Here is a 23,227-nt window from a genome sequence, read left to right on the forward strand (position 1 = left end):
TTTAGTTCGCATTGCTTGACGTTGATGCAATTAGTGCCTTTAGTGCAGTCGACATAGGTATGTTGAGATTTATCGCTTTCGGCGGAATGGGTGACATAAACCAGTGTTGATATAAATTATTAAAGTCCTTACTGACGAGGATTGATTTCATTGTGTCATCAATGAAATTTTTAAATTCATTATCATTTAATGGCAGGAGTAACCCTGCAGGTATTGGCTGGCTAAACACTTCATCCGATATTTCGAACTGCTCAGGATCAGGGGAGAGGCTCATCATACCTTTAAGCAATACGTAGCTTGAAATTAATGCCGGCAATTCCCCTGATTCAACACTCTGAAATGCTGCATTATTATTATTTTCTAGCTCTATATTAAGGTTAAGATCGTTCACCTTATTAAGCTGATGCAGTTGCTCAACATAGATTGTGCCACTTTTTACTAGCACACTGTGGCCGGCTAAATCTTCGATTGTGTCTGTGTCATTATTTTTTCGTGTGATAAATCGCGTGCTGGAAAAGAAAAAGGGGAGGGTGAATTCTGCTTGTTGGTGGCGTGCTTCTGAATAAAATGCCGGAATGCACATCATGTCCGTCGCGTGGTTTTTGATTAAAACAAACTGCGAGGCGGTGCTGCTTTTTATCCAGCGCACTTTGAGATCTTTTATTTTCAACTTAACTTTGAGTGCATCAACGATTTTATTACAAATATCTATGGTATAGCCTGCCGGATTCTGAGACTCGACATACGAAAATGGGAATGCATCATCCTGATAACCGAGTGTGATGGTCTTTGTCTCGGCTATCCTGTCCAGGGTTGGCTTACTATGAATGTTATGCGCCCGGCACAGCGGGCTTATCAAAAGCAATAGTGCAATGGTCAGATACGAGGTTCTACAAAACAATGGCTTATTCAGCATTGCAAACCTCACCATCGATGACTTTATTGCCAAAGGTTGGCTCCAGATCTTTTTCTGGCAACGGCCGACTGTAATAGTAGCCTTGTACGTTTTGGCAGGAAATGCGTCGTAAAATAGTGCGCTGCTGTTCGGTTTCAACACCTTCAGCCGTCACACTCATGCCATATTTCTGGGCAAATTGAATCAGCATTACTACCAGATACTGACTGGCACTTTCTTGTTCCAGTTTCATAATCAGCGTGCGGGCAATTTTAATGCGCGTGAATGGGTAAATTAGCAGGTAATCCAATGCTGCATACCCAGTGCCCAGGTCATCCATTGCAATTGAGATGCCCATCTCACGAATGCTGTTAAAGACGGGTAATGCGATGGACTGATCCAGTTTTTCGGATTCAGTGACTTCGATTTCAAGGCGATTTGCCGAGAGGCCACTTTGTTTCAGTGCATCAACAATAATATCAAGCAAACCAGGGCTATGAAGTTGATAGGCCGAAATGTTAACGGCAACTTTTATTGTCTCAGGCCACTTAGCGGCTGCCATACAGGACTGGCGAATAATCCACTCGCCCAGGCGGATAATCAGACCTGATTCTTCAGCAATATTAATGAAGTAATCAGGGTATATCAGACCTTTGGTTGGATGGTTCCAACGAATGAGCGATTCATAACCACAAACAGTTTCATTTTCCAAATCGACAATCGGCTGGTAGTGCAGCACAAACTCATTGTTATCAATGCTATTAATGATTTCCTGGTTCACAAACACACTGTTGGTGTGCTTCATCATCATGCCATCTTCAAAGAAGTGGTAGCAGCCACGGCCACTGTGTTTTGAGGCATACAAGGCCAGGTCGGCATTGATCATCAGCGTCGTAGCGCTATTGCCCTGCGAAGGTGCCGTGACAATCCCGACGCTACAACTGATGGCGAAGGAGTTTGTGCCGTAGGTAAACGGAATGCTTAATGCACGGACAATTTTTTGCGACAACGCGGCGGCTTCCAGGCAATTGTCTGACTTCACGCTCTGAAGAATTGCAAACTCATCGCCACCCAGACGTGCAGCAAAATCTGTTGGCCCTAACAGCAGTGACAAGCGTTGGGCAACACCGATAAGCACTTCATCCCCGGCTGAGTGGCCGAAGGTATCGTTTACCGGTTTAAAGTTATCAAGATCAATAAGCAGAAGGTTGAATAGCTGACCGTTCTGATTCACTTCGCGGATACACTTATCAAGAGCCTGGCTAAAGGAAGCACGGTTCGGGAAGCCGGTCAGTGAATCATGGTGAGCCATGTATTCCATTTTTTGCGACATCTCCTGCATGCGTTGCAGGTAATCTCGTTCCACCATCGCCACACGCAGTTTTTCAATTGCCGATGCAAGCTTACCGATTTCGTCATCCTGGTCTAAGAAAGGCGTAATATGGTCGGTTTGCTCGTGTGCAATGCGGGTCAAAGAGTTAATAAGCACAGGGACCGGGCGGAACAGTCGGCGCATAAAGAGGGTAACCAGCGCGAGTGTTGCCAATAAAACTAATGCCAGAATGACAAGGGTCTTCTTCAACATGGCGTCGTAAGCTGCATATAGCTGACTTTTATCGCCAATGCTGCTGATCAAACTACCAAGAATTTCACCTGATGGCGCAAGGATTGGGACGGCACTAATAAAGCACTCTTTTCCGTTAATAGAAGCGAAGCCAATATAGTAGTTCACCAGAACGTCTGTGGCTCTTTGCCCTTTAAAGACTATTTTTGCTTCTTGTGAATCTGAAGTATTGCTGATGCCCTGAAAGCCTTTTTCTGGCGTATAAAGGAAAAGCCAGGTCGGGTTACGGGTTTGCACTGAAGCCAGTGCCAATACATCGACAGGGTTATAACCGGTTTGGATGACTGAGTCAGGGTCACCAAGTTTATGTTCTGAGACAATACGTGTAATTTGCCCGGTTGAGCTCGTTCCTACCGCAACATTGGTGTACACGTTACGGACGATGTAAGTCATTATTTGAGCATTCGCTTCAGCCTGGTGTACCCATTGCTGGTAAGAGAAGCTATCTATCAGGCCCCAACCAGCACATGCACCTGCCCCAAACGCAATAAGAATACCAGCCAACAAGAATTGGGTTATTTTCCCTGCGATAGAATGGTGCCAACCTTTTACGCGTTTAAGCGAGAAAAAATTTTTAGCCACAGATTGTTAGTTTCCTGATAAATGCGAATGACTCATGAATTAAAACTTTGGTATTAACTCATTACTATATATTGTCTGGTTGTTGCTTTTATGTGAGTTTTTATGGGGTGCATCAGACGTTGCGTCAACAATAATGAACTATAGTGTAGTATTATTGATTGGATAATAAATAAAGGTAAAACGACGCGCCGGGACTATAGTTAACACTGCTAGTCAAGTCAATCATAATAAATGCATGCTAAAATACACCGCCACGTTGATTGATTCTCTTTAACGTCTGTATTAAATAAACACGTTAAGCACTATTGTGTATTGTCCTTCATTAAACATTATATAATTAGTTGTGCTTAATGATATTTTCTTTAATTTTGTTGTTTTTCAGTGTGTTGAGAGCTTGTTTTGTTAGGTATTAGATATTTTTAATTGTTTATGATTGTCCATTTTTACCTATAAATAGCTGTTCTTTTTTGTTCGAAAAATGAATACAATTAAAAATGACTTGAGGATGGATGCGGTTTTAACATTCATTAATCATAAATATTATTAAAGTTAAGCGTAATTGTTAGTTATTTGTTTTTATCACTGTTGGCTTGGAAGTGTGTATGTTCTTTTTTGCTATGGTGTGAATGTTAATTAATTACGGCATTTGTTTTAATTCATTATATCTGCTGCAAGATTTTTGTCCATTTAGCAATACACTCACCACATCACATTAATCACATACGAAAGCATACAAGACGGGTTAAATACTTGGACTCTACAGTGAGCAATAGCACAGCGTATACCAATAAACGGTGGGTTTTACCGCTGGTACTTCCGTGCCTGCTCTACTTACTGGCGCAACTACTTAGCAGTCATCTGATTTTTGATAATCATGTATTGGTAGTGTATGACCTGAGATTAGCGGCCCTGTCTGCTTTGCTGGTGTTGTTTGGCTACAGAGTCATTGCTGGAGTTACTCTGCTCGCGGTTTATACATTGATATACCGCCCGGAACCTGAAATCTATGAACTGTTTTGCTATCAGTTCGCAGCGTTGATCAGCTATTTCCTTTATAAACAGAGTACGGGTTGGCGTAGTGCGGCAAGTTTTGGTCGCATAACGCTCACGACCAAAAGAATTGTTTGGCTATGCATTTGTAATGCTTTGCTAAACACAGTTATGAGTGAAGTGATTTGCCTGTTTACGAACAACCATGTTGATTCGAAAATGGTTCTGGACCATGTTTTCAACTCGGAAGTTCTGGTCAGAATACAAGGGGTGATGAACGGGTGTGTTACCGGTATTCCTTTGTTTTATACAGTGTTAAGGATTATTTGCCGTCCCAGGTATTGGTTTACTTGCCTAAGGACGATGAAGGCTCAGTTTTCTGCAAGCGTGAGTTTCCCCCAATTTGCCGCGTGGTCGTTACTGCTGATTGCTCTGATGTACTGCCTGAATACTACTTACCAGGGCAACATCTTATTCACGTTTTATAGCCTGATATTAATCTTCCCGCTCATGCTATGGAGCTCTGTTCGTATCGGTTATGTTTTCACGGCGCCTGTCTGGACCGTAATGATGATCGTTTTGGCAAAGAACAACGTAAATTATATCGCGCTAAACGATGACTTCATGCTTCATCAGGTGTTTGTTTCAACGGCTATTTTTATCTTTACCCAGACCATTGTCATCATGGGCGTTTTGGCCAGATTCAATACGTTACGCTTCGAACAGTTGCTTCATATGGGGTTCACAGACCCCATGACCAACATGCCTAATCTCAGGGCATTAAAGGCTGATATAAAAGCATCCCCTAACTCTACCGTTTGTCTGATACAGGTCCCTGAAGTGGATCTGTTTGCCCGGCGATATGGCACGCACTTTCGTGCCAGATATCAGAAAAAACTAGCTGAAGAGTTACGCACAAAACTGAATGACGATGAAAAGGTTTACTACCACGCGGGCTACGGTCTGTTGCTGAAACTTGAGCAGCCGAGCTGGGGAAGACTTAGCATTCTGTACCGGTCAGCGAATACGTTTCGTTATTCCCATAATAACCAGCAACTCGGCTTTCGCAGTGGGCTTGGTTATTGCCGGGCCACACAATTCTGCAATGACGTTTACAGCCTGACAGGAAAGCTGGGCATCGTCTCCGGGCTATCAGTTGTGAGCGGCAAGCCTGAAAACCTCGAAGCTCAGTCCAGCCGCGAGATTGAAAACCATATTGTGGGCCGTACTGACATTCGCACAGTCTTACAGAAAACGCTGGATAACGACGCATTTGTCTTAATGGCGCAGCCCATCGTCAGTACTCGTGGTGAAGAGCGGTATCACGAAATACTGCTGCGAATGCTGGATGAAGAAGGTCGTTTTATTCCGCCTGATCGGTTCTTACCGGTGGCAACTGAAGCGGGCCTTGCGCCAGATATTGATTTGTGGGTCATTAAAAACACTTTAAAAACAATGCAGTTACATCCTGAGCACTGTTTTTCGATTAATCTGGCTCCGGTAACGGTGTGCCGTGCAAGTTTCGTTAATAGCGTGCAGTTATTGCTTACGCAGTTTGGCGTGGACCCACATCGCATCATCTTTGAAATAACCGAAGCTGATGCACTGTCGGATACCGAGCAATCTGAGAACACGGTTCGTTCGCTTAAGAGCCTGGGTTGTCGGGTTGCTATTGATGACTTCGGAACGGGCTTTTCAAGCCATGCCCGCTTAAGAGATGTCAGCGCCGATATTTTGAAAATCGACGGTTCATTTATCCGTGAAATTACGGAAAACGAACTCAGCCACTACATCGTTGAGTCGTTCTGCCATGTGGCAAGAATGAAGAATATGCAGGTAGTCGCTGAATATGTTGAAAACGAAAAGATTCAACGAACCCTTGAAAAAATGAACGTGGACTGGCTCCAGGGATACCACATCGGTAAGCCTGTGCCTTTACTAACGTTGGTATGAAATGGCTGTGAAAAATCACTCCCTTAGAATGATTTTTCTGGCCCTTACGCTCGCGTGTCCAGTGAGTACTGCACGTAGCAAGACATTAATTCGGCATTAATTTCACATTATCTAGATCACTGGAATCTCATGCATAAATTCTTAAACATGCAGCAACCCGCGGAAGCTGACGCCTTAGATACTACGGAAAAATTTCTGACATCATGGCTGCATAAGTTGCAAATCGGTGTCGCCATGAAGCTGGGCCTGATGCTGGTTTCATGCATTGGCATATTGTTGGTTGGTGCATCCTTCCTACTTTCATCTTACCTGGCGACTCAGTTGCAAGATAATGCGCTGGAGGTTCTGCGTTCAAATACGCGGATTTTCCACAATAACATCACCACTGAATACAAAAGGGTATTGCGGGACGCTGAACGTTATAGCAACGTTTATATTAATAATTACCAAAATATGTCCCCAGCTCCGCTGCATTCGCTGGATGAGAATGCCCTCAAAGATTTATTAAATGATACCAAAATCAATGCTCATTTCACTGAGTTAACCAGCGTATTCGCTTCCACCTTAGTGCGTGAAGGCGATCAGTTTGTGCGAGTTTCTTCTACCTTGCAGGGTAAAGAAGGAAAAATTGCCACTTCTACTGTTCTGAGCCATGACAACCCTGCATATACAGCGTTACTCAAAAACAAACCTTTCTCTGGTGTGGTGGTGATTTACGGAAAACAGTTCATTAGCCACTACGAACCGATTGCCGATAAATTCGGCCAGGTTGTCGGTGCGGTGGCAATTGGTTTTGACGTCAAACTTGCCTTGCAGCCGGTCATTAAAGAATTGTTAGCTGTGCATATCGGCGAGGGTGGCTACGCATATGTGTTGGATGCTGGGTTTAGTCCTGGTGCGATGGTTGCACACCCGACTCTGGTGAATCAGCATGTTGAAAACCTGACCGACGCTCACGGTTACAAGCGCTACGCCGATATTTTAGCGCGTAAAAACGGCACGATTTATTACGAAACTGTGAGTGGTTATGGCGCAGCGCCTCGCAAAAGAGTCGCGGTGTTTGAATATATTGATGGGATTAACTGGATCATCGCCACCACCAGTTATGTTGATGATGTTGCCCGCAGCAGCAACCTGGTACGCAATAGCCTGCTGCTTTTCAGCTTGCTGCTGATGCCGGTGATTTTGCTGTTGATTGCCGGAACCAGCCGAATCCTGATTTCCAAGCGCTTGCAGAACGTATTGAAAATTTCTCAATCGATTTCTCAAGGTGACCTTACCGTTGATATTCGTATCGATCATAAAGATGAAATCGGTGAACTGCTGAGCGCTAATGAAAAGATGCGGGCTTCTTTGCATGCGTTGGTAGGTGGGGTTGTTTCTCATGCTCATCACGTACATGAAGCGGCACTGAAAATTACTGAGGCTGTTGATGGCCAGGCTTCTACTAGTGTTGAAACCTCTTCTTCGGTAGCAGAAATCACTTCGACGATGGAAGAGTTGTCGGCTTCTTCTACGCAGATTGCCGAGCATTCTCGCGCAGTCGTAGACATTGCCAATGTGACTCTTGATGACTGTAACAAGGGTTCCGACTCGATGGGTGAATTGCTTACTCGCATGTCTGATATCGACAGCGACAACCAGCAAAGCATGCGCGAAATTATGATGCTCGGTAACAAGTCTAAAGAGATAAGCCGCGTGATGGTAATCATCAACAACGTCGCGGATCAGACTAAGCTCATTGCCTTCAATGCAGCGCTGGAAGCTTCAAGTGCTGGTGAGTCCGGTAAACGTTTCTCGGTGGTTGCAGCAGAAATTCGCCGTCTGGCAGACTCAGTGACTGAATCTACTTTTGAGATTGAGAATAAAATCAGCGAAATTCAGAACTCGATTAATCGCCTGGTTCTTAACGCAGAGAAAGGTAGCAACAGCATTAAAGCAGGTACCAAAGCCTGTAAAGTCAGCGCCGATCGTTTACACGATATTGTGGCTACAGCTGAGCAAACATCCACTGCTGCTATGCAGATTTCACTGTCGACTCAACAGCAGAAAACCGCAAGCAATCAGGTTGTTATGGCTTTGCGTGAAATCGTGGTTGCCAGTAATTATACCTCTCAATCAATTAAAGACATTCTGTCCATCAGCCAGGATATGACTCAGTTATCTGAAGAGTTGAACCAGGCCTCAGGGTCTTTCAAATTGACGGATAGACCTGATGAACAGGCCTAAAATCAGGGTGCTCATCGTCGATCATGGGAGTGTGTCGCGTAACTCCCTGATTCGACAGCTTGAGATTAACAACAACATCGAAGTCGTAGGCCAGGCAGTGCATCGCGAACAAGCGGCGACGCTGGTCCAAAAGATGGCTCCGCAACTTCTGTTGTTGACCTTAGGTGCGCCAGGTCCGGAAAACGTAGAAACCGTCGAAACGATCATGGCGACCTGCGCAATTCCTATCATGGTGATGCGCTATTATTCCGATGCGCAGTGGGATGCCGAGTTCATCACACGTGGAGCGCTGGCTGTGGTGAGCAACCAGGGGGACTCGGTGCTCGCGACCAAAGCCCTACACCGTCAGGTTGAAATGCTGGTCGGGGTTAAAGTGATTCGCCATATCCAGGGTTTGCGCCACCACCCCGAGGTTCAGCCCGATTGCGTTCAGGCTCCTGTCTTTGACGAGGCATATCACCGAGAGTGGCCTTATGTATTGGCAATCGCCTGCTCAACGGGTGGGCCGCAGGCGCTGAGCAAATTACTGCAGGCACTGCCTGCAGATTTTCCTTGCCCGATTATTATTGCTCAGCACATTGCCGACGGTTTTGCCAAAAGTATGGTGGAGTGGCTGGATAGCGTCACTGGACTTGTTGTTCAGCTTGCTCAGGAAAACGACGTCCTGTGTGCAGGCCATGTCTATATCCTGCCTCCCGAACACCATCTGGTGGTTAAGAAATACCATCGGTTAGCTGCCATTCCTCGTAAAACGAGCGATGTCTATCATCCGAGTTGTAACTTACTGCTGGAGTCCGTCGCTGAGGTTTATGGTGAAAAATCCGTCGGACTCATCATGACCGGTATGGGGAGTGATGGCTGCCATGGAATTGAAGCCATCTATAAAAAAGGCGGTAAAACGCTGGCTCAAGATGAAAACTCTTCTGTCGTGTTCGGTATGAATAAATTCGCCATCGATAAAAATATCATCCATAAAATTCTGCCGTTGGAAAAGCTTGCCGGGACTTTGTTATCGATGGCTCGCCTTGGGTCCTATGAGGGCAAACAACCATGATCCCAAATATTGCGGCCTTTAAAACACTTATCAAGGACAGAGTGGGCCTGCACTTTTTTAATGGCATGGAAGGATTGCTCAATGCGGCATTGCATCAGCGCATCTCTGAGCGCGGAAAAGAGAGCTTCGAAGAATACTATGAGATTCTCAGTGTCTCGACTGTCGAGTTCGACAAACTTCTTAGCCTGCTGACGATTAACGAAACCTACTTTTTCCGTGAGCCAGATGTGCTGGACATCATTTGCGATAAGCTGGTGCCACGCATTCTTGAGCAGCGCAGCGGCCCAGTGCGCATCTTAAGCGCAGGCTGTTCTTCGGGTGAAGAAGCCTACTCTCTGGCAATAAAACTTCATCAGAAATTCCACGATAAATTTACTGACAATGTGGATATTCACGGCTGTGACATTGACACAAAGATTCTGGATAAAGCCCGAGTGGCAAGTTATTCCAGCTACTCTTTCCGTGGTGTTGATCCGTTGTTGCAGCAAACCTATTTCACGCGCAACGGTAACCAGTTCCAGTTACACGATGTGATTCACAATAAAGTGAAGTTCCATCGCGCAAATATCGTCAAAGAACAGCTACAGCCCAAATTCGATATTATTTTGCTGCGTAACGTCTCCATCTATTTTGATGTCGAAACGCGCCGAGCGCTGCATTTTAATCTGCTGAACATGCTGCAACCGGAAGGGGCGCTCTTCTTTGGTAACGCGGAGACGCTGGCAAATAACTTTGGCATCCTGAAACTCAAGCAAGAGTTCGGCAATTTCTACTTTTGCCAGCCCCAGGCATCACGAACTCATGCTCCGGCACCCAGCGTACAGCCAAGAATTATTACTCCGGTTATTCCCGCCGAAGCACCATTTGTTGCCGCTCCTGTTCCTTCTGCACAGCAGTACGATAACTGGATTAAAAAGGCTCTAGCTTGCGTTACGGATAAACGCTTTGCCGAGGCGGAAGAGTGGATAGGCCAGGTGCTCGATAGCGATATTCATAATCAGGAAGCACTGGTTATCAAAGGAGCCATTGCGCTGGAAAAATGTGAATTCGAGCAAACGGCTCTGAGTGCGAAACACGTGCTGGAGCTGGATGAATGGTCTGCGGAAGCAAAAATGTTGCTCGGCATGGCAATGATGTGGCAGCAGCATACCCAACAAGCCATTGCCTGGTTTAAAGAGGTTGTTTATCAACAACCAAGTTATTGGCCTGCCCATTACTACCTTGCGGAAATGTACCGACAAAGTGAGTTATACCGCCCGGCCCAGCGGACCTACCGCATTACACTGCAATTACTCAACGCCGAAATGAACAATGCTGGGAACGCCTGCGCGCTGCGGCTGCCACTGTCATTTCCGAGTAATTCGTTTCGTTTTCTTTGTGAACATCAGTTGGCGCAGTTCACCACTCAGGATGGGCAATAGAGAACCGTATGGCTATCGATCTTAAAAAATTTGTGCTGCGCTTTATTGATGAAGCAAACGGCCATTTACATACCGTAAAAGAGGGGGCGTTCCTGCTCTCGTCTGGTCAAAATACCGACGCACAAATCGGAGAGATGTTCCGTGCGGCACACACCCTGAAAGGGGGCGCGCGTATGCTCAAATTACAAAGCATCGCCGATGTTACCCATCAGCTTGAAGAGATATTAAGTGAGCTACGAGATAAGAAACTCGAGCCTAACCAAAACCTTGGCACCTTAATTCTTCAGGCTTGCGACTACATTTCAAATCAACTGGCGCAGCTGTCGGCAAGTGAAGGTAATAATCAGCTGCCTCCGGCAGATGTTGCATTATGCGAGCAATTAGCCCGTGCCAGCCGTGGAGAAATAGACACAGCGGCTGATGAAGTGGTTAAAGCTCCGGTAGAAAAGCCAGTCACGATGCCATCGCTTGAAATATTAGACGGTGGGTTAAAACAGGCGGGTTCGGTACGCGTTAAGCTCGACAAACTCGATGACCTGATTAACATCCTCGGTGAAGTTGTCGCCAGTCATGACCGCCTTGAGCAGCAGGTACAGAGTTTAGTTAATCTGGGGCCGCGTATCTCTCACATGGATGTAGAACAACTGCGCAAGCAGGTCCTGCAATTCAGCCGCAAGCTAAAAGAAGATTTTCAGGTTCAGCATCTTCAGATGTACGAACTTTATGATGTTGCCACCACCATTCGTATGCTTCCTGTTTCGATGCTCTTTGAGCCGGTCTCTATGCAGGTGCGTGAATTAGCGGCCTCCCTGAATAAGCAGGTGGATTGCCGCATTTTAGGTGGCGAAGTTGAGATCGACAGACAATTAATAGACAGACTTTCCGAGCCGCTAACCCACCTGCTGCGTAATGCTATCGACCACGGTATTGGTGAAGCGGCTGAACGCGTAGCACTTGGGAAGTCGGCTCGTGGCACCATCACGCTGACGACTCAGCAAGACGGGCGCGGAATTTTGTTACGCGTAGAAGATGATGGTCGTGGTCTGGATTACCCGGCGATTCGCTCTAAAGCAGTGGCTCGTGGTTTGGTTGATGCAGCTGTTGTTGATCAGCTTTCAGAGCTCGAATGTAACGAGCTTATTTTCCACCCGGGTTTCTCAACCAGCAAGATTGTCACTGAATTATCCGGCCGTGGTGTGGGCCTGGATATTGTTCGCAAGACTATTGTGACTGATTTACAAGGCACGCTTCAGGTCCATAGCCGCCCAGGGCAAGGCACCACCTTTATAATTAGGCTGCCCATTTCTCTGGCAATGATGCGCATTTTGCAGTTTGAACAGCAGAACCATCTTTTTGGCCTTGCTGCTCAGTATGTCGTTGAGGTTGTTAAATATTCTCGTGGTGAAGTTCGTGACATTGCCGGTCGTCCGGCAATTATTCTGCACAACGAATTTATCCCGGTTATCTCAGCTGCCGAATTACTGCGCATCAACGAGAGGCCCGGAGGGCAAAACTCATCGGCCTCTAATGCGAGCGACTCGCTGCTTATCATCATTCAGAACCAGTTTGGCAAGATGGCGATGCTGGTGGACCGATTGCTCGACGAACGCAGCATGATGATTAAGCCTCTGCCAAAGCATATGCAGCAGCAGCCGCTTGTCTCCGGCATGGTTCTGAGCCAGGACAACCAACTGGTCAGTATCTTGCAAGTTCCGGTTCTGATGGAGATGGCACAAAAACAAGGGCAGCCACGGACTGCTGCACCTAAGCCGCAGGTTCGACAGAACTCATGGCATGTGCTGATAGTCGATGACTCATTGAATACGCGTGAAATTGAGAAAAACGTTCTGGAAGCACACGGCTATCAGGTCACGCTCGCCGAAGATGGATTCTCGGGGTTACAAAAAGCGCGTCTAACACAGTTTGACGCAGTATTGACGGACGTAGAAATGCCTGTGATGGATGGATTCTCGCTCACTAAAGCATTGCGTGCCGAAGATAACTACCAACATATTCCGATTATTATCGTGACTTCACGGGCTAAAGAAGAAGATCGCCGCCGAGGAATCCAGGTGGGTGCGGATGCATATATAGCCAAGGGTGATTTCGAACAGGACAGCCTCATAGAAACATTAAAAATGCTTTTATGCTAAAGGCTTAAAAAGTGAGAAAAGAGATGCGTGTTTTATTAGTTGATGATGATTTGTTTGCCGCTGAATTGGCTTCGGTATTTCTGGAAATGAGCGGCTATGAAGTGGTGCTTGCTGAAAGTGCAATGACCGCATTAGCCAATCTTGATTCTGATGATGGAATCGATTTGGTCATCAGCGATTTCCATATGCCGGAAATTACCGGGCTGGATCTATTAGAGGTTTTGCGGGCCAACGGTTGGAAAAAACCTTTTATTTTACTCAGCGCCAGTGAGATGACAGACATCACCATCATCCCAGATTGTTGGGTGAAGAAAGACGAGAATATGGCAGAAAGACTGGTGGCTGTAGTGAATGAATTACTTAAGCCAGATGCTGCGGATGAGCAAATATAAATCATGATAAAACAAGAATTTATGCAGAATACGATGAATACTGCTCAAGATAAAATCGCTCGTTTGCGTCAGCGCTTTTTGCAGCGTATTCCCGTGATGTTGGACCAGGCTGATGGGCTGCTGGCGAAATTAGTCGTTGAGCCGAACGAAGTGGATAGTAAGCAATTGCACCTTTTGTTGCATAGCATCCACGGAACCAGCGCGTCGTTTGGGTTCACGAAAATTGCCAGCCAGGCTGCTGAAGGTGAGCATCTGCTGGTGAGCCATTCTGTTTCGGATACGAAGTACACCAAGCTTGGCGAGATAATGCGGCAGTTATATGCATTAACTGAAGAGCAGGCGGAGAGCGCACGTCGTGGGGCAGATTCTTTAGTTAAGTTCCCCATAGCGGCTTCTACTCAGGAAGAGGTTGCGATTAACCGCACCATTAAGCCTGTTTATCTGTGTGATGATGAATGCGATCAGGCTGAATTACTGGCAACCCAACTTCGCTGCTTTGGCTTTATCTGTTATGTGTTTACCAACACGGCAGATTTTACCAAAGCAGTGTTATCACAGCCGCCGTCAGTGGTCATTATGGATGTCAGCTTCCCGGATAACGCTTATGGCGGCCCGCTTGCGATGTCTGACCTGAGAAGTAAAGTCGGCACACCTTTCCCGGTGCTTTATCTTTCCTGCCATAGCCATTTCCACGCCCGCATCAATGCGATTAAAGCGGGATGTGATGGTTACTATGTGAAACCTGCATCAACCACCGATTTAGTTCAGGAGCTGCACCGCTTAACGCAGCCGTCACTGAAAAAACCGTATCAGGTTTTACTGATTGATGATGAGCCCGAAGTCGCGCAATACAATGCCGAAATGCTGCGTATGGCGGGAATGGAAGTGCATGTTCTTACCCAGGTTCCGCACCTGCTCAATGTTCTCAATACCCATCCGATCGATATTGTTCTGATGGATTTCCACATGCCGGACTACAGTGGCGAAGAACTGACAAAACTGATTCGTCAGATCCCACAACATATCGGTTTGCCAATCGCCTATCTCTCCAGCGAAACCAATAAAAAAACCCAGTTTGGGGCGATGAGTACCGGTGCGGAAGATTTTATTATTAAGCAGGCCGATCCGCAGGAGTTAATTAATGCGGTTTCAATTCGAGCAGAAAGAATGCGTACGCTGCGTGCTCGTATGTCTCAGGATAGTTTGACGGGCCTGTATAACCACTCAACGACGACGCATTATCTGGAAAGCGCGATCACCGAGTCCAACTACAGCGGCATTCCATTTAGTCTGGTCATGGTCGATTTAGACCACTTTAAAAATATCAATGATACCTACGGCCATGTTGCGGGCGATCAGGTGATTCTGGGTATCTCACAGCTTTTCTCACATCGTTTACGCAGCACCGATATTGTGGGGCGCTATGGCGGGGAAGAGTTTGCGATAATTATGCCGGCCACCACCAAAGAACAGGCAGCCGCAGTGGTTGAAAGACTGCGTCAGGGATTTGAAAAAATTCACTTCTCAGTCAACCAGACTAACTTCAGTAATACCTTCAGTGCGGGAATTGCCTCCTGGCATCCGGGAGACAAAATAGAAACTATCCGCGAACGTGCAGACCAGGCTCTATATTCAGCAAAACAGCATGGCCGTAACCGTTATTGTATTGCTGATGATAAGGAAGTGGCATGAGCGAGCCATTAGAGCAAATACTCAGTCTTTATCAGGATGAGCATCGGGAAATTGCCAACGTTGATGAACCGCAATGTAGCCTTGTTTTGTTTAAGCAAGCTGACAAAAATTTTGCTTTTTACGGTTCGCAAATAAAAGAGATACTGGCCGAGCGCCCTGTTTCATGGGTGCCGGGCTGCCCGCCTTCTCTTGAAGGGGTGATTAATCATCGCGGTCGCGTTGAGTCGGTGATTAACATAAATCGGCTAATTGAAACCGCGGGGCAGGATGTACCAGGCAAACGCACAATTCTTATTGGCCGTGGCAATAAAATGCAAAGCGGGGTTCTTATCGATAAATTAATAGATGTGCTGGATGTGGCTGAAAGCCTGATTCATCCAGCGGCTGATAATTTATCTGCTGCCATGCAAAAAGTGGTGGTCGGGATCGTTCCTGTCGGGCACGAGTATTTTGCGCTGCTGGATTTGAATTTAGTCTTTGAGCGTTATCTGGAAACCAGCGGCTATGACTCACTCGCTTAGTCTTGCGGCAGTAAGAATCACTCTCGGGAATATGCATTTTTATATTCCGACATCGCAGGTGCAGCGCTGTGTGCTGGCAGTGCCCGATACACCAGAAATACAGCGATTTAGCCATTGGTTAGGGCTGCCGGATGAACCGCAGCGCGGCATGCATCTGCATTTATTGGTGCCTGCGAGCAATGTCGCAAACGGATGGTATTTCTGGGGAGAGCTGGAAAATGTGGTACTGCTGCAAAATGAAATACTCCCTCTGCCTGTGATACTGCAGCAATGCTGCAAATTACCCGGGCTGCGTGCGCTGGTGCAGGATGAAAGCCTGAGTCCGTTATTAAGCTGGCGGTGAATCTTACACCGCCTGCTCTCTTCGTTATCACCACGTCGATTTCGCAGACAACTCCCTGAGCTACACACTTCTCCAATCTTCTGAACAAATGAATCCATCCACTGGAAGCAGACTCCCATTTGTCATATTTGGCAGGGGAAGTCGTATGAAAAATATGTTAAAAACGTGCGCATCTGAGCCTTATATCTGTGCGATTAATTAAAAAGGTATACCCGATTTTATGTCTGACAATCTTATCGAGCGCATTTCCACCGCGTTAGAATCTGAATACACTCTTGAGGGACTTGTCCGACAGCTGCTGGAAATGCTCGAACTGGTAACCAATATGGAGTCAACTTATCTGACGCGAATCGAACCTGATGGCAGTTTCCAACATATTCTTTTTGCTCGTAATTCCCGACATATGCAAATTCCTGAGGGGCTTTGCGTGCCGTGGGGTGACACGCTTTGCAAGCGCGCACTCGACGAAGGAAAGCGCTATACCTGCGATGTAGCGAATGTATGGGGCGATTCCCAGGCCGCGAAGGCATTAGGTATTACCACTTACGTCAGTACGCCTGTCACGCTTGCGGATGGTTCTTTATATGGAACACTTTGCGCAGCCAGTTCTGAGCATCGCATTTTGACCGAGCGTAGCGAGCAAGTCCTGCAATTGTTTGCGCAGTTGATTGCTCAGCAAATTCAAAATGAACAGCTTTTGCAGCAACTTCAGCAGGCAAATGCCGCGCTTACCACCGCCAGCTATACTGATGAACTGACCGGGCTGCCTAATCGTCGAGCTGTATTTGAACAGTTACCGAAACTCTTTTCGCAGGCTCGTAATGATGCGCGCTTTGTGTTGTTGGCTTTTGCTGATCTTGATGATTTCAAAGAAATTAATGACGCTTATGGTCATGGCGTTGGCGACAGCTTTCTGTGCGCAATTGGGCGGCGTTTACAAGAAGGAACGCGTCCTGATGAAATCATTGGACGTGTTGGTGGTGATGAGTTTGTTGTGGCAAGCGTTGGGCCTTCAGCCTCTGATGAGGCTCTACAAGCGGCGAAGGCATTCAAAATTAGGCTGGCAAACTTGCTGACTGGCGAGTATCAGCTACATTCCAGTGTGATTAATTATGCGGGCCCCAGCATTGGTGTTGTCGCAGTCAACCCAGCAGATACCGATCACGATTTAGCTTTGCGTGAAGCTGATGCGGCAATGTACATCGAAAAAGATCGTCGCCGGGGCTTATAACCTTTCCAGAAAAGCAGTCGCAACGTTGCGGAGATAATGATGAAAGATGTTGTGATCGTGGGGGCTGCACGAACGCCTATTGGCTGCTTTCAAGGGGCTCTTTCACCACGTAGCGCTTCGGAACTGGGGAGTGCGGTGGTTAAAGCGCTACTAGAACGCAGCGGCGTAAGTGAACAAGAAGTTGATGAAGTGATTCTGGGCCAGGTTCTAACTGCGGGGGCTGGGCAAAACCCCGCGCGACAAACCGCACTGAACAGTGGTTTGCCGTGGTCTGTTTCCGCTATCACTATTAATGATGTTTGTGGCTCCGGTTTAAAAGCGCTTCATCTTGCGACGCAGGCGATTCAGTGCGGTGAAGCAGACGTGGTGATTGCTGGTGGACAGGAAAATATGAGTCGCGCACCACACGTTTTGGCCGATAGCCGTAACGGTGCAGGCCTGGGTAATAGCCAACTTATCGACAGCCTGGTTCACGATGGATTGTGGGATGCCTTCAACGACTACCATATGGGCGTGACGGCTGAAAACCTTGCGCGTGAATATGGTATCAGCCGTGAAAGCCAGGATGCCTACGCTCTGGCATCACAACATAAAGCGCGGGCAGCGATTGATGCCGGGCGTTTTAAAGATGAAATTGTGCCGGTGACTGTTGAACTCAACTCCGGGAAATCAGTAGTTGTCGATACTGACGAGCAGCCGCGTACCGATGCCAGTGCCGAAGCCCTGGCGCAACTGCGCCCAACCTTCGATATTTTGGGAAGCGTAACCGCGGGAAATGCCTCATCTATTAATGATGGTGCTGCCGCTGTGTTAATGATGAGTGCCAGCAAAGCCGAAGAGCTGAATTTGCCGGTTCTGGCTCGTATCAGAGCATTTGCAAGCGTTGGTGTTGATCCTGCATATATGGGCATTGCACCTGTGACAGCTACGCAGCGTTGCCTTGAGCGAGCAGGTTGGTCGCTTGATGAGTTGGATTTGATTGAAGCGAATGAGGCCTTTGCGGCGCAGGCGCTTTCGGTGGGAAAAATGCTTGAATGGGATGAGCGCAAAGTGAATGTCAACGGCGGCGCGTTGGCGCTGGGGCATCCAATTGGTGCCTCTGGTTGTCGAATCCTGGTTTCGCTAGTGCATGAAATGATTAAGCGTGATGCCAAAAAAGGCCTGGCGACGTTGTGTATTGGAGGCGGGCAGGGCGTCGCTCTAGCCATCGAGAGAGATTAACGCCCTACACAGTGCTGTTTATCAATGGAAAGGCACCTTCGTTATGAAGGTGCCTTTTTCTTTGAACGGGATCTCATTGTTATGATTGTTTTTCCCTTGTTAAGAACCCTTCAGCTCATTTGCCTTAACCCTCATTCTGTGTAAATAATTTTATTGTAATTCCCTCCGTTATTATTCGAATTAAAATGAATTAAAGGGGGCTGTAGTTTTATTAAAGTCACAAAAATGGTTTATGTAAATAAATTAAAACATTATTGAAATGATGTTTTACTGGCCGACCTTGCATTTTTCGCGTGATGGATGTCGCTTAATTTCGATAAGAATTGTTTGTTTTGTTGATAGCCGTCACGAAGATTACCATGTGTTAATTTTGACATAAATATTTACGATCTTGATCACTAAAATGATGTTCATTTAAAAATAAAATTCAGTTTCATAATAATGAAACGATATTTCAATGAGGGATTTATTTATGTTGAAGAAAACTCTGGGTCTGGCAATGTTGATTGGTGCTTCTTTTGCAGCTCAAGCTGTGACCGTCGACTTACGCCATGAATTCATTGACGGTGGTAAAACGGACTCAACCAACGCCGATCGCGTCTCAGTTTCACATCGTTTTGCAAATGGTTTCGGTTTCTCTGTAGAAGCGAAATGGAAATCAGGCGGTGATAATACCGATCAGCCATTTAGTGACTTTGTTGGTAATGGCCATGAAGAAGCTATTAGCTGGCAATGGAAAGCCGATAAAAATTTCTCTGTAACACCTGGTTTTAATATTGAAAGTAACGATAGCCGTTCTATCTATAAGCCAAACTTACGTGTGCAATATAGCTTCGACAATGGCTTCTATGTTGCTGCTCGTTACCGTTATGATTACACCCGCTACCCGGCTAATGCTAAGAAAGATGACGATAAAGTCAACCGTGGTGACGCATGGGCAGGCTTCGTGATGGGGGACTGGCGTACCGAGCTAAACTATGTTTATGCACGTAGTGAAGAGGGTAATGCTCGTAATAATAACAAGCCTTATTCTCAGGAATACAACGTGAAGTTGGCTTATAAATTGGATAAAAACTGGGCTCCATATGGTGAAGTCGGTAACGTAGGGGTAAATGATCGCGATGACCGTCAGACCCGTTTACGTGTCGGTGTTGCATACTCCTTCTGATAGTTTAATCCTTTAATATCCTCTCCCAGCCTCTGCTATTAGCAGAGGCTTTTTTATATTTGAATATGACATAAAGCAATTAGTTTTAAGTACACAGTCAATACCCTAAATAAATAGATATAAAAAAGCCCTCTCATAAAGAGAAGGCAAGGCCTACACAGGGCACACTATGTTTATTTATCAGGCAGAAATTAACTCTGGATTAGCAGGCATTTTGGCAATATACAGTGCAGGTTTACCATCTTTATCTGAGCTGAATAAGATGGCACTGTCATCCGGAGTAAATGAAGGATGCGGATGCGTAACCTGGCGGCTATTAGCAAAAGTTGCCCAGGAAGTATCGTGGCGCGCTACACGGAAATAAGCTTTTTTCGCTACATCGAAGGCATATAAATACGGATCGTTGTCGATGGTATAACCACTAGTATCTTTAACGTCGACCGGAGTACCCGAACCGTCACCCACCAGCAGCGAACCATCGAAGTTACTCATCAGGTGTGAACATGCTGGCATCTGCATGACTTCTGTATTTTCGCCGTTATCCGGATTGTAGCTATAAATAGTACGGCCTTGCTGGCCTTTCAGGTAGGAAACGTACATTAAGGACGAACCGTTCGGCACCCAGAATTCATGCGTGCAGCTTTCGCCTTCGGCGTGCTCTTTTACTTTGCGCACGTTGCTACCATCTTCGTTGACCATCCACATACGTGCATCAACCAGGTCGTGTGGGCCTTCGTGACAGAACGCAACGGTGTTGTCATCGAACGGGCGGTAGATTGGGTGGCCGAGCCAGTTTTTTTCCTGGTGGATAACGGCACTTTCACCGGTTTGCAGATCAACACGCAGCAAGCGGCAGTTTGGTCCTTTATGGAAAAAGTCATGGAAGATCTTCCAGTCGTTTAACGGTACCCAATCATCTTTGGAGATTTCGATACCCACAAGTTTTGTGCAATCGCTGTTGGCAACCCATGTTCCGTAACCAACCCAGTCAGCAGGCACACGATAAACTTCACGTTCAACCAGCGTTTCAAGGTTAACTTCCAGCAGCGTGCGTTCGTTCTTCACATAATAGAGAGATTTGTCATCCGGGGAGAGGAAGCCACCAAAGGTGTTGTCGCCAGTGCCTTCAGTTAATTGCACCGCTTCGGCGGCGGCGATATCCAGCAGATAATAGTTCCAGTTACCGTCAAATTCGCCAGCAAACAGTAGCTTACTGCCATCCTGAGTGAAGCATTTTTGATAGAAGTAATTGCGATGGCACGTTACTTCTGGTGGCGTTAAACGGGTGACTTCGACGCCTGTGTCTGGGTCCTGACTCACTTCATAAACCAGCTTAACCCGCATACCTTTAGCCATGATGCTCTCCTTAAAATGACAATTCATATACCCGTCATTCTTCAAGCTGCAGGGGGGCTGCAACTCGAATGCTAACGAGTATTCGGTGAAAGTTATGTTCAAAATCTTGGTGTTAATTTATCAAAACATTGTTTCAATATGTGTGATTGCATTCACTAAACTGCAAAACCACTGACAATACTTTCAGTAAAGAGATGCATTTAAGGGGATAAATGCAGAGGGAACGTGATCGAAATATCAAATCTGAAAAGTATTGCCCATAATTTGAAACAACGTTTCATTTATAATTGAAAAGCAGTTTCAACCAGATTACTATGAATCCATCAAAGATTACGGAACAGCGTTTTTACCGTAAGTGATTTATGAGTTGCGCAATTTGCGTGAACAAAATTTTCCCCAAGATGCTTGCGCTTACAGCAGGCCCGTATAAAAAAAGGAAACCTACATGATTCTGGATTCATTCTCCCTACAAGGTAAAGTTGCTGTTGTTACTGGTTGTGATACAGGTCTGGGCCAGGGTATGGCTATCGGTCTTGCTGAAGCAGGTTGTGACATTGTTGGTATCAACATCGTTGAACCGGCTGAAACCATCGAGCGCGTAACTGCTCTGGGTCGCCGCTTCCTGAGCCTGACCGCTGACCTGCGCCAGATTGATGGTATTCCATCTCTGCTGGAGCGTGCGGTTGCTGAGTTCGGCCAAATCGACATTCTGGTTAACAACGCAGGTCTGATTCGTCGTGAAGATGCAATCAACTTCAGCGAAAAAGACTGGGACGATGTAATGAACCTGAACATCAAGAGCGTGTTCTTTATGTCTCAGGCTGTGGCTCGCCAGTTCATTGCTCAAGGCAAAGGCGGCAAAATCATTAACATCGCTTCTATGCTTTCTTACCAGGGTGGCATCCGCGTACCGTCTTACACTGCTTCTAAAAGCGCAGTTATGGGTGTGACTCGTCTGCTGGCTAACGAGTGGGCACAACACGGTATCAACGTGAATGCTATCGCACCGGGCTACATGGCGACCAACAACACCCAACAGCTGCGTGCTGACGAAGAGCGTAGTGCGGCGATTCTTGAGCGTATCCCAGCGGGTCGTTGGGGCCTGCCAGAAGATCTGAAAGGTCCAATCGTGTTCCTGGCCTCTCCTGCATCTGATTACATCAACGGTTACACCGTTGCAGTTGATGGCGGCTGGTTAGCACGTTAATCCACCTGACCAAACCAGACTAAATAGAAACCTCCTGAAATCAGGAGGTTTTTTTATATCTACACCCTTGCTAAATACAACGCAGGCATCCCTTCTTCGTCAGATGTGTAAAGCACCCATTGGTTATCCGGGCTAAATGAAGGATGCGGATGCGTCACCTGGCGGTTACCATCCAGCACTTTCCAGGAAGTATTGTGGCTACAGACTGCTTTTTGCGTACCTTTCTTTAGATCAAACACCCAAATGAAGGGATCGTTGAGATCGATATTTCCCGTTTTGTGCGGTGCGCCATCACCGACAACCAGCGAGCCGTCGTGGTTGCTCATCAAATGCGAGCAAGGCGGAATGGTTCGGAGTTGGCGATTCTCAAGCGTTTGTGGATCGGCGCTCCATAAATAGCGGTGCGCATCACCTTCTTTATGGGCGACGTAGTAAAGTGCGGAGCCGTCCGGCACCCAGAACTCATGTGTAAAACTTTCACCTTCGTCATGCTGGCGAACTTTACGCTGATTGCTACCATTCTGGTTAATCAGCCACATGCGAGCATCAATGGCATCACGCGGGCCTTCGTGGCAAAACGCCACGGTTTCATCGTCAAACGGGCGGTAAATTGGGTGACCCAGCCAGCGTTTTTCTTGCAAGATGACCTGCTGCTCACCGCTGTGTAAATCGATGCGAATCAGGCGGCACTCCGGGTTTGTGAAGTAGAAATCACGGAATTTTTGCCAGTCGGTGAGCGGTGACCAGTCACTCTTTTTGATTTCAATCCCCACCAGTTGGCTACAATCGGAATTCGCAACCCAAGTGCCATAAGCCACCCATTCATCATCGACTTCATAAACTACGTATTCTTCGAGTGAATGCAGATCAACGCGGCGTAATTCGCGAGCGTTTTTCACATACCACAGCGACCGATCATCAGCCGATAAAAAGCCGCCGAAAGTATTGTCACCTTCACCTTCGGTGAGTTGTGTTGCCATTTGCTTTTCTAAATCGAGTGAATAGTAATTCCAGTGCCCTTCGAACGCGCCGCCGAAAATTAGCCGCTGCCCATCGTCGCTAAAACATTTTTGGTAGAAATAATTACGGTGGCAAATAATGTGCGGTGGGGTGAGTCGTAATACTTCAGTTCCGGTTTCCTTGTCGCGTCGGGCGCGGAAGGAAAGTTGGATTTTCTTACCTTTAGCCATAACGA

17 protein-coding genes are annotated in these 23,227 nt (G+C 46.6%); 13 read left to right on the forward strand and 4 right to left on the reverse strand.

Annotated elements, in window-relative coordinates; genetic code table 11:
• Window position 1 precedes the first annotated feature (1 nt).
• A complete protein-coding gene (locus AC0IXI_RS04110) occupies window positions 2-916 on the reverse strand; it encodes an amino acid ABC transporter substrate-binding protein (RefSeq protein ID WP_064513521.1) in 915 nt (304 codons plus the stop codon).
• The gene (locus AC0IXI_RS04115; protein WP_064513519.1) at window positions 906-3,101 is read right to left on the reverse strand and encodes a putative bifunctional diguanylate cyclase/phosphodiesterase; all 2,196 of its coding nucleotides are present in this window, start codon (window positions 3,099-3,101) and stop codon (window positions 906-908) included. The genes AC0IXI_RS04110 and AC0IXI_RS04115 overlap by 11 nt, the downstream gene beginning before the upstream one ends.
• Window positions 3,102-3,863: 762 nt before the next feature.
• On the opposite strand from AC0IXI_RS04115, the gene AC0IXI_RS04120 reads away from it, so the two are divergent.
• The 12 genes from AC0IXI_RS04120 to AC0IXI_RS04175 all read left to right on the forward strand — a co-directional run bounded on the left by AC0IXI_RS04120 (window position 3,864) and on the right by AC0IXI_RS04175 (window position 19,469).
• The gene (locus AC0IXI_RS04120; protein WP_243839607.1) at window positions 3,864-6,044 is read left to right on the forward strand and encodes a sensor domain-containing phosphodiesterase; all 2,181 of its coding nucleotides are present in this window, start codon (window positions 3,864-3,866) and stop codon (window positions 6,042-6,044) included.
• Window positions 6,045-6,173: 129 nt separating this feature from the next.
• A complete protein-coding gene (locus AC0IXI_RS04125; RefSeq protein ID WP_083962910.1) occupies window positions 6,174-8,273 on the forward strand; it encodes a methyl-accepting chemotaxis protein in 2,100 nt (699 codons plus the stop codon).
• Entirely contained in the window at window positions 8,260-9,327 is a 1,068-nt protein-coding gene (locus AC0IXI_RS04130) for a chemotaxis protein CheB (RefSeq protein ID WP_064513515.1), read from the forward strand. Before AC0IXI_RS04125 ends, AC0IXI_RS04130 begins: the two co-directional genes overlap by 14 nt.
• Complete coding sequence (locus AC0IXI_RS04135; RefSeq protein WP_134184530.1) at window positions 9,324-10,748, forward strand: CheR family methyltransferase; 1,425 nt, start codon at window positions 9,324-9,326, stop codon at window positions 10,746-10,748. The genes AC0IXI_RS04130 and AC0IXI_RS04135 overlap by 4 nt, the downstream gene beginning before the upstream one ends.
• An 8-nt stretch (window positions 10,749-10,756) precedes the next feature.
• The gene (locus AC0IXI_RS04140) at window positions 10,757-12,901 is read left to right on the forward strand and encodes a hybrid sensor histidine kinase/response regulator (RefSeq protein WP_471681969.1); all 2,145 of its coding nucleotides are present in this window, start codon (window positions 10,757-10,759) and stop codon (window positions 12,899-12,901) included.
• A gap of 11 nt (window positions 12,902-12,912) precedes the next feature.
• Entirely contained in the window at window positions 12,913-13,293 is a 381-nt protein-coding gene (locus tag AC0IXI_RS04145) for a response regulator (RefSeq protein ID WP_245163493.1), read from the forward strand.
• Window positions 13,294-13,326: 33 nt separating this feature from the next.
• Entirely contained in the window at window positions 13,327-14,985 is a 1,659-nt protein-coding gene (locus AC0IXI_RS04150) for a diguanylate cyclase (RefSeq protein WP_245163492.1), read from the forward strand.
• Complete coding sequence (locus AC0IXI_RS04155) at window positions 14,982-15,506, forward strand: chemotaxis protein CheW (protein WP_064513506.1); 525 nt, start codon at window positions 14,982-14,984, stop codon at window positions 15,504-15,506. Before AC0IXI_RS04150 ends, AC0IXI_RS04155 begins: the two co-directional genes overlap by 4 nt.
• A complete protein-coding gene (locus AC0IXI_RS04160) occupies window positions 15,490-15,849 on the forward strand; it encodes a hypothetical protein (protein WP_064513504.1) in 360 nt (119 codons plus the stop codon). Before AC0IXI_RS04155 ends, AC0IXI_RS04160 begins: the two co-directional genes overlap by 17 nt.
• A gap of 220 nt (window positions 15,850-16,069) precedes the next feature.
• On the forward strand, window positions 16,070-17,080 hold the full coding sequence (locus AC0IXI_RS04165; protein WP_422569056.1) for a sensor domain-containing diguanylate cyclase: 1,011 nt from the start codon (window positions 16,070-16,072) through the stop codon (window positions 17,078-17,080).
• Window positions 17,081-17,119: 39 nt separating this feature from the next.
• Complete coding sequence (locus AC0IXI_RS04170; protein WP_064513500.1) at window positions 17,120-18,301, forward strand: acetyl-CoA C-acetyltransferase; 1,182 nt, start codon at window positions 17,120-17,122, stop codon at window positions 18,299-18,301.
• 472 nt (window positions 18,302-18,773) lie between these two features.
• Entirely contained in the window at window positions 18,774-19,469 is a 696-nt protein-coding gene (locus AC0IXI_RS04175) for an oligogalacturonate-specific porin KdgM family protein (RefSeq protein ID WP_064513498.1), read from the forward strand.
• Between the two features lie 180 nt (window positions 19,470-19,649).
• Here AC0IXI_RS04175 and AC0IXI_RS04180 read toward each other — a convergent pair whose 3' ends face one another.
• Window positions 19,650-20,825 (reverse strand): oligogalacturonate lyase family protein, encoded by a 1,176-nt coding sequence (locus tag AC0IXI_RS04180; RefSeq protein ID WP_064513496.1) that lies wholly within the window; start codon window positions 20,823-20,825, stop codon window positions 19,650-19,652.
• Between the two features lie 445 nt (window positions 20,826-21,270).
• Here AC0IXI_RS04180 and kduD point away from each other — a divergent pair, with 445 nt between their 5' ends.
• Window positions 21,271-22,032: a 2-dehydro-3-deoxy-D-gluconate 5-dehydrogenase KduD gene (gene kduD / locus AC0IXI_RS04185; RefSeq protein ID WP_064513494.1), complete on the forward strand. Its 762-nt coding sequence runs from the start codon at window positions 21,271-21,273 to the stop codon at window positions 22,030-22,032.
• Between the two features lie 59 nt (window positions 22,033-22,091).
• Here the strand turns inward: kduD and AC0IXI_RS04190 are convergent, their stop codons facing one another.
• Window positions 22,092-23,222 (reverse strand): oligogalacturonate lyase family protein, encoded by a 1,131-nt coding sequence (locus tag AC0IXI_RS04190; RefSeq protein ID WP_134184520.1) that lies wholly within the window; start codon window positions 23,220-23,222, stop codon window positions 22,092-22,094.
• Window positions 23,223-23,227 lie beyond the last annotated feature (5 nt).

This window comes from Buttiauxella sp. AC038 (assembly GCF_979253565.1).